The sequence below is a fragment of the Arthrobacter cavernae genome (genome assembly GCF_017368795.1).
GTDB classification, from domain to species: Bacteria; Actinomycetota; Actinomycetes; order Actinomycetales; family Micrococcaceae; genus Arthrobacter; species Arthrobacter cavernae.
Window position 1 is genome coordinate 1 of the sequence record NZ_JAFNLL010000129.1, and the last position, 360, is coordinate 360.

At 73.9% G+C, this 360-nt stretch carries 1 pseudogene; it reads left to right on the forward strand.

Features of this window, described 5'->3' with window-relative positions:
• Window positions 1–220, forward strand: a pseudogene (locus J1902_RS19110) (hypothetical protein); the annotation flags it as partial.
• Between the last annotated feature and the right edge of the window lie 140 nt (window positions 221–360).

Below are 360 nucleotides of genomic sequence, written 5' to 3' on the forward strand. Positions count from 1 at the left end.
GGTCGTGAACCCGCCCGTGGTCAACCCCCCGGTCGTCAACCGCCCGGCTGTTAACCCGCGTGCCCTTCGGGTGGCGGCGGCACCGGCAGTCGGCGCTCCTGCTGTCCTGGCCGACACTGGCCTGGACAGCCAATGGGCCCTGCCTGCAGCGGCCCTGTTGCTTGGTGGCCTGGTCTTCCTGGCCGCCGCCCGCAGGAAGTCGGCAGCCGCCCGCAGCTAGGCGGCGGGCGACCACTGGTTCCTCCGCAGGGCTTAACGGCCCTGCGGAGGAACCAGCCGCGCGGCACCGGCCCTTGGCCCGCCGCAGCCGAAACTGCGGCTGCCGGGCAGCGTCCGACCCGCCACACCCGACAGGCAACC